The sequence below is a fragment of the Streptomyces fuscigenes genome (assembly GCF_021556455.1).
GTDB classification, from domain to species: Bacteria; Actinomycetota; Actinomycetes; order Streptomycetales; family Streptomycetaceae; genus Streptomyces; species Streptomyces fuscigenes.
On record NZ_JAKGCV010000312.1, the window covers coordinates 1 to 6561 of the forward strand.

Annotated in this window: 6 protein-coding genes; 2 read left to right on the forward strand and 4 right to left on the reverse strand. The window is 71.2% G+C overall.

Annotated features, from left to right (window positions below; translation table 11 throughout):
* The first annotated feature begins 319 nt into the window (after positions 1-319).
* Positions 320-835: a sortase domain-containing protein gene (locus tag L1885_RS20905; protein ID WP_235798702.1), complete on the forward strand. Its 516-nt coding sequence runs from the start codon at positions 320-322 to the stop codon at positions 833-835.
* A 136-nt stretch (positions 836-971) separates the two neighbouring features.
* On the opposite strand, the gene L1885_RS20910 is transcribed toward L1885_RS20905, so the two are convergent.
* The 4 genes from L1885_RS20910 to L1885_RS20925 form a co-directional block, all read right to left on the reverse strand.
* Entirely contained in the window at positions 972-1733 is a 762-nt protein-coding gene (locus tag L1885_RS20910; protein ID WP_235798703.1) for a phosphatase PAP2 family protein, read from the reverse strand.
* Between the two features lie 254 nt (positions 1734-1987).
* Entirely contained in the window at positions 1988-2998 is a 1011-nt protein-coding gene (locus L1885_RS20915; RefSeq protein ID WP_235798704.1) for an NlpC/P60 family protein, read from the reverse strand.
* Between the two features lie 55 nt (positions 2999-3053).
* Complete coding sequence (locus L1885_RS20920; RefSeq protein WP_308117366.1) at positions 3054-3596, reverse strand: hypothetical protein; 543 nt, start codon at positions 3594-3596, stop codon at positions 3054-3056.
* 32 nt (positions 3597-3628) lie between these two features.
* On the reverse strand, positions 3629-5284 hold the full coding sequence (locus L1885_RS20925) for an MFS transporter (protein WP_235798706.1): 1656 nt from the start codon (positions 5282-5284) through the stop codon (positions 3629-3631).
* 243 nt (positions 5285-5527) lie between these two features.
* On the opposite strand from L1885_RS20925, the gene L1885_RS20930 reads away from it, so the two are divergent.
* Positions 5528-6109, forward strand: coding sequence for a MarR family winged helix-turn-helix transcriptional regulator (locus L1885_RS20930; RefSeq protein WP_235798707.1), 582 nt, complete (start codon positions 5528-5530; stop codon positions 6107-6109).
* The last annotated feature ends 452 nt before the right edge of the window (positions 6110-6561 follow it).

Below are 6561 nucleotides of genomic sequence, written 5' to 3' on the forward strand. Positions count from 1 at the left end.
GTCCGGGCAGGGTGCGGCGCGCGGCCACGGCGGCGGGAGGCGACGGGCCGGGGACGTGACGCGACGGGCCGGGGACGGCGGGGGTCCCGGGGGCCACCGGGATCACGGGCGTCGCGGGCGTCGCAGATGTCGCGGAGGTCCCGGGCGTCGCGGAGGTCGCGGGTTTCCGCGGGGCAGGACGCCGAAGGCGCTCCTGGCGCTCGCAGCGGCGGGTCTGGCGGCCGCGGTCGCGTTCCGCCTCTTCCCCGCGCTGACGGGCGGGCCGGCCCACTCCTCCCGGCCGCCCGTCCAGTCGACCGCGGCCCCGCGCCCGATGCGGGTGACCGACACGCACAGCGCGCCCGTACGCCTGCGCGTCCCCGCGCTCGGCCTGACCGCCCGCGTGATCCCCCTGGGCCTGGACGCGACCGGCGCGCTGGAGGTGCCCGGCTTCGCGGACGCGGCGGAGGCGGGCTGGTACGCGCTGGGGCCCCGGCCGGGGCAGCCGGGCCCCGCGGTGTTCGTGGGGCACCGGGACGCCCCGGACAACACGTACGTGGCCGGCAGGCGGGTGGGCGCGACGCGGCTCGTCGACGGCGCGTTCGCCAGGATCGGCCGGCTCGGGCCCGGCGACCGCGTCGAGGTGGAGCGCGGAGACGGGACCCGCATCGTCTTCCGGGTGACACGCGTCGACACGTACGCGACGCGCCACTTCCCCACGTCACGGGTGTACGGGCCGACGCCCGACCCCGAGCTGCGGCTGATCACCTGCGGCGGCGTGATCGCACCGGACGGCCACTGGGACGCCAACGTGGTGGTGAGCGCGCGGGAGGAGGGCGGCCCGGCGGCACGTTGAGGGCCCGGGCACCGGCACGCTGCGGGCCCGGCCAACGGCCCCGGGCGGAGCCGGGCGGCGCCAGTTGCGAGCGGCTCGGGGGCGGGCCGGGGCGGCTCGGGGGGCGAGTCGAGGCGGAAGCGGGTGGAGGCGCCGCTCAGGCGGCGAGGTTGGTGTCGTCGGGCCGCGTGTCGCTGAGGCCCAGTCCGCGGGTGTCGGCCGGATACGGTGTCGGGCCGCCGTCCTCGTCGCTCCCGGCCTCGGACTCCGTCGCGTCCCCGCCGGCGCCCGCGCGACGCGAGCGCACCAGCCGTCCGAACCGCCCCGAGGCGGCGACCGCCGACGCCAGCGGCGTCAGCACCGCCATGGCCACCGGGGTCAGGAGCAGCGCGACCGCCGTGCCCAGGGCGAAGCCGCCGATCACGTCCGTGGGGTAGTGGACACCGAGGTAGACGCGGGTGAACCCCTCCAGCACGGCGAGGCCGATCGCGACGAGGCCGTACTTGCGGTGCACGACGAACAGCCCGACCCCCACCGCCATGGCGAGCGTCGCCTGGCCGCTGACGAACGAGAAGCCGTGCTGGCCGGAGAGCAGGACGTCGACGCCCTTGTGGTCCACGAACGGCCGCGGCCGGCCGACGAATCCGCGCACGGGCACGTTCAGCAGCAGCGCGGCCCCCGCCGCGAGCGGCGCCCAGAGCAGCCCCGCGACGGCGCTGACGGAGTCGCGGACCGAGCCGCGCCGGCGCACCGCGAGCCAGCAGGCGAGCACGACGACGACCAGCGCCAGGAGGATGCCGTAGTCGCCGAAGAACGCCACGGCGCGGTCGAACCAGGACGGAGCGCCCTTCGCCAGCCCGTTGATGTCGTAGAGCAGGCTGATGTCGGGGTTCGAACCGTCGAGTGCGAGTACAGCCATCTGCCTCGGCCCCTTGCCTCTTGCCTCGCCCTTGCCTGTCGGCCGTTCGTCCGTGCGTCCCGCCGCCCGGCACGTGACATGGACCACATGACATGTGCGCAGCGACAACGGGCAGTCAGTCCAGGGAACGGCCTGCACCGAGCGTACGTTCCGCAATCCACCGAACGATCACCATGACGTTATCGAAGAGTGACCCATCACCCCAGCTCAGGGCCACGACTTGACGCAGAGTGAGGTCCTGAGGGGTGTCCGGTTCACACGGACGTGGGGAGGTCCTTCGGCAGCGACGCGGCTCCGGCTTCGGTTACCCGGGTCGCCCCGAAGTAGTCGGGCGAGTCGATTTTGTCGAACCGGATCTTCGCGCCCGTGTGCGGCGCGTCGATCATGTACCCGCCGCCGACGTAGATGCCCACGTGGTGAATGGCCCGCGAGTTGGTCAGATCGGTGGAGAAGAACACCAGGTCCCCGGGGAGCAACTCGTCGCGCGAGGGGTGCGGCCCCGCGTTGTACTGGTCGTTCGCTACGCGCGGCAGCTCGACGCCGACGCTGTGGTACGCGGCCTGCGTCAGGCCGGAGCAGTCGAAGCGGCCGCCCTGCGCGGCCGTGCCGCTGCCGCCCCACAGGTACGGCAGCCCCAGCTTGCCCTGCGCGAAGTTGATCGCCCCCGCCGCCTGCGCGGTCGGCGGCACCCGCCCGACCGGCTTCGCGAAACTCTTGGCCAGCGTGGTGATGCGCTTGACGTAGTCCTGCGTCTCTTTGTACGGCGGCACGCCGTTGTTCTTGATGACCGCGTACGTCCCGGCGTTGTACGCCGCCAGCATGTTCGCGGTCACGTCGCCGGGCACACGGCGGACGTTCTTCGCCAATTCGCAGTCGTAGGCGGCGGCCGACGCGATGGCGTCCGCCGGATCGAAGATGTCCCGGTCGCCGTCCCCGTCGCCGTCGACCGCGTGCGTGGCCCACGTCGAGGGCAGGAATTGCGCCATGCCGAAAGCGTTCGCGGGGCTCTTGGCCGTCGGATTCCAGCCACTCTCCTGGTACAGCTGCGCCGCGAGAAGAGGCTCGCTGATCGCGGAACACGTATTGCCGAAGCGCTGCACGAGCGGCTTGTACGCCGCCGGCACCGCACCCGTCGCGAGCCCGACCGCGGCTCCGGCACCGCCCGCGATCCCGGAGGCGGCCACATAGGTGCCGACCAGGAGCAACCCCACGAAGCCGGCCCCGCACCCGCCCACCGCGCCGCCGACCAGCCACGCCTTACGCACCGTCAGACACCCCTCTCCAGCGGCCCGGAGCCAGTGTAGGCGGGGCGGGCGGCACTCAGAGGGCGGAGCGCGAGGACGACGGAAGAGCGTCGGTGGATGACCAGAAGTCGTCGTGCGTGTCAGGCCTCGGGATCGGCCACTCGGGCCGAGGCGCGTTGGCAGGTGTGGCCGGTTCGGCGACTTCGGATTTCCGGACACAAGGGGTGGCAGCTTCCAGGAAGGCCTGGCCCTTGTACCCGAATGTGAGTCCCAGTTCAAAGCCGTCCGCGGAGTTTGCGTAGATCGCGGGGTTCGCTTCACTTCTATTGACAGCGGTGATCTCGTATCCGGTCGATCGCCAATATCGGTCGACCAGTCCCAGGAAGGAGCCACGGCGTTGCTCGGAGATTTGCGTCATCACGACACGACGCCTCGTTACCTCGCAATTCCCGGTCGTCGTCACGCCGTGAGACCAGGCAACGCCCGGTTTGACGGCTTGCAGGGTCCCGTCCAACAGGAAATCGGCTCGCTCCGCCGCTTCTTGCATGTTCATCTTTCCGTCATCCATCGGCACACCCCGTCCGCCTCCACCACATCCGCTCAGCACCGTCGCGATCACAGCCAAGCCGGGAGCAAACCGCCGCAGTCCCCTCATCGTGGCGCCGCCATCTTCAGCTCGTCGGATTTACCAGCCACGATCAGCGCCACAGCATCGCCCGACGAGATGCCGTTGCCACGCTCGAAGTACTCCGAATGCGCCGGGACCAGACCGTCGGAGAGAACTGGTGGCCCATCAGGCACAGCGAATCTACGAGCGCCGAACGCCTTGCTCGCCGGGTCCCGCCCGAACCACAGGTCGTCGTCGTCCCGGTCCGCCAGGTGGCCCGCGGCCCTGGCCCCCACCGGGCCGGCGATCAGGTAGCCGGCGGTCCCGGCCTCCACCTCCCGGGGCGAGGGCAGCTTGGTCACCAGGTCGTTCTCCGCGGCTCCCACGAAGACGTGCCCCTTCCCCACCCCCAGATCCTCCGCGCGGTCGACCCCCACACCCGGGCTGCCGACCAGCACGATGTCGTCCGCACCAGGGATTCCCCCGGGGTGCCGCGCGGCCGCGCCGACCGTGCGGGAACCGTACGAATGGCCGATCGCCGTGAGATGCGGGTTTTCGTACTGGTTCGTGGCGACGAGGCCGCTCATGAAGCGGTTGTAGGCGACGCCTCCGGATTCAGCAGCGCCTGTACCCATCACTCCCACACCCTGCGGGGCGTCGTAACCGAGCCACGCGATTGAGGCGACCGGGCGTCCCGTAAGCCTGGCCGCGCCCAGCGCCACGTCCCGCGCCCGCTTCAGGTCCCCGTGTGCGAAGTCCTCGTCCAGCGAGGTGCCCAGCCCCGGTACGTACGCGGAGACGTTCCGCGCGGTGTCGGGATTGCCGAACGACACGATCGCGCGGCCGTTGCCCTCGTTCCCGATGCCCAGGAGGAACAGCGGCGGATGGCCGCCGGACTCCAGCTGGGCCTCGATGCCGCGCAGACCCGCGAGGCGCGTGCGGGCGTCCTCGTCGTCGCGCCGCCCCAGTTCGGCGATGAGGTCCCCGAGGCGTGCGCGGTTGGCCCGGTCCCGTACGGCCGCCGGGATCCCGTCCAGGTTGCCGATGAGCTCCGGGCAGTCGGCCATGTAGGCGTCCCTCAGCTCCGGTGCCAGCCCCTCCCACCACCTCCGGTACGCCGCGGGCTCGGCGCCGGACGGCGCGGGACGGGACAGCCGCGCGGTCGCGGCGATGCCCGCCAGGACGAGGAACATCGCCGCTTCGATGCCGAACAGCAGCGTGAAGGTGCCGGGGCTGCCCTGGTCCACGATCTGCCCGCCGACGAGCCCGCCGATGCCGAGGCCCAGGTTCTGCAGGAAGAACTGCATGGCGTACGCCCGCGTCCGGGTGGACGGCGTGGAGCACCACACGATCAGCGTGGACAGCGCCGGCTGGATGACGGCGGTCGCCGCGCCGAGGAGGGCCGCGGACGCGAGGGCGGCGGGCACGCTCGACGCGAGGCCCATCGACATGGCGCCGGCCGCGGCGAACACGGCGGCGGCGATCAGGACGGGCACGGGGCCCCGCCGGTCCATGGCGCGGCCGGTGAAGGGCAGCAGTGCGAGCGCGGCCGTCGCGAACACCGCCAGCACGACGCCCGCGGTGCCGGAGCCGAGGTCGCGGACCTGCGCCACGTACACGTAGAGGTAGGGGACGGTGAAGCCCAGGCCGAACGCGCTCAGCACGTTCCCCGTCTGGATCCTGCGCATCGCCGTGCTCATCGCCTCGGTCACAACTCACCGCCCCGGGTCGAGGGCGGCGGGGCCGCCCTGTGGTCGAAGGTCACCGCCTCTTCCCCTGACAGGCATGCACTGGCAGGCATGCGCTGGCGGACGAAGAGGTTGAATGACGTAGTACTGAGAGGAGAAGTCCTCAGAGGTGAAGACTTCAAAGCTAAAGTTAGAAGTTCAACAGTACAACCAGAAGTACTTAAACGCCAAGCGCGACCGTGGGATACTCGGGCGATGTCCGACACACCCGACGGAGCCGGGGCTCTGCCGCCGCCCGGGGAACCGAGCCTCGACGAGCAGATCGCGGCCTACCAGCGCGAGTTCCAGGACCTCGACCCGCAGGTCGAGAAGGTGGTCTCGGCGCTCGGCAGGCTGAACCGCCGTATGAACGTCGCCTATGGCCGGCAGGTCTCGGAGCTCGGCATCAGCAACACCGAGTGGGAGGTCCTCAAGACCCTCGTGCTCGCGGGTGCCCCGTACCGCCTGGGCCCGGGCGAGCTCGCCAAGCGCCTGGGCCTCACGCCCGCGGCCATGACCCACCGGATCGACCGGATGGCGAGCGAGGGACTCGTGACCCGGGACCGGGACGAGAACAACCGGGTCCGCGTGATCGTCGAGCTCACCGACGAGGGCCGCGCCAAGTGGCTCGAGGCGATGCGCATGGCCTCCGCCTTCGAGGAGGACCTGCTCCAGGACCTCTCCAGTGACGAGCGCGGCGTCCTCGGCGACGTCCTCATCCGGCTGCTGCGCCGGGTCGAGGACGCGCAGCCCGACGCCGGCGGGCGGCTGAAGGACCTCGATCCGGACGAGGACTGAACCCGCCCGGGCCCGGAGGAGGACGGCCGGCGGGCCGGCGGGCGGGATGCCCGCGAGGGGCGGGCAGTTCGTGCTTGACAGAGCCCCGACCCGTCCGTAAGGTTCTTCGAGTTGCCACGGAGCCGGTCGGTTCCCGGCGACCCTCCCGCCGCTCGAGTGGAAGCGGCAAACCAACACCAGCACGACCTCCCGAGCGGGAATGTTTTCGGCGTGCCGAAAACAAGCTCGAATGGGCTCGATTAGGAGTCCCCCGGGAAATCGGCTAGAGTTTGGAACGTCGGAACGGCCGAGCGAAAGGGCCGGAAAGACAAAAGCAGGACCCCGACCGACGGGGAATCGGACACGAAAGAGTCTGATAGAGTCGGAGACGCAAGACAGCAGGACACGAAAGACCAGCAGGACAAAGAAATACCGAAGGGAACGCCCGGAGGAAACCCGGAAGGGAATCCGAA

What these genes read in the sequence shown, in the direction of transcription:
- L1885_RS20930 (WP_235798707.1), top strand. Translation starts at nt 5,528, where the DNA reads ATGTCCGACACACCCGACGGAGCCGGGGCTCTGCCGCCGCCCGGGGAA.
- L1885_RS20910 (WP_235798703.1), bottom strand. Translation starts at nt 1,733, where the DNA reads ATGGCTGTACTCGCACTCGACGGTTCGAACCCCGACATCAGCCTGCTC.
- L1885_RS20925 (WP_235798706.1), bottom strand. Translation starts at nt 5,284, where the DNA reads ATGAGCACGGCGATGCGCAGGATCCAGACGGGGAACGTGCTGAGCGCG.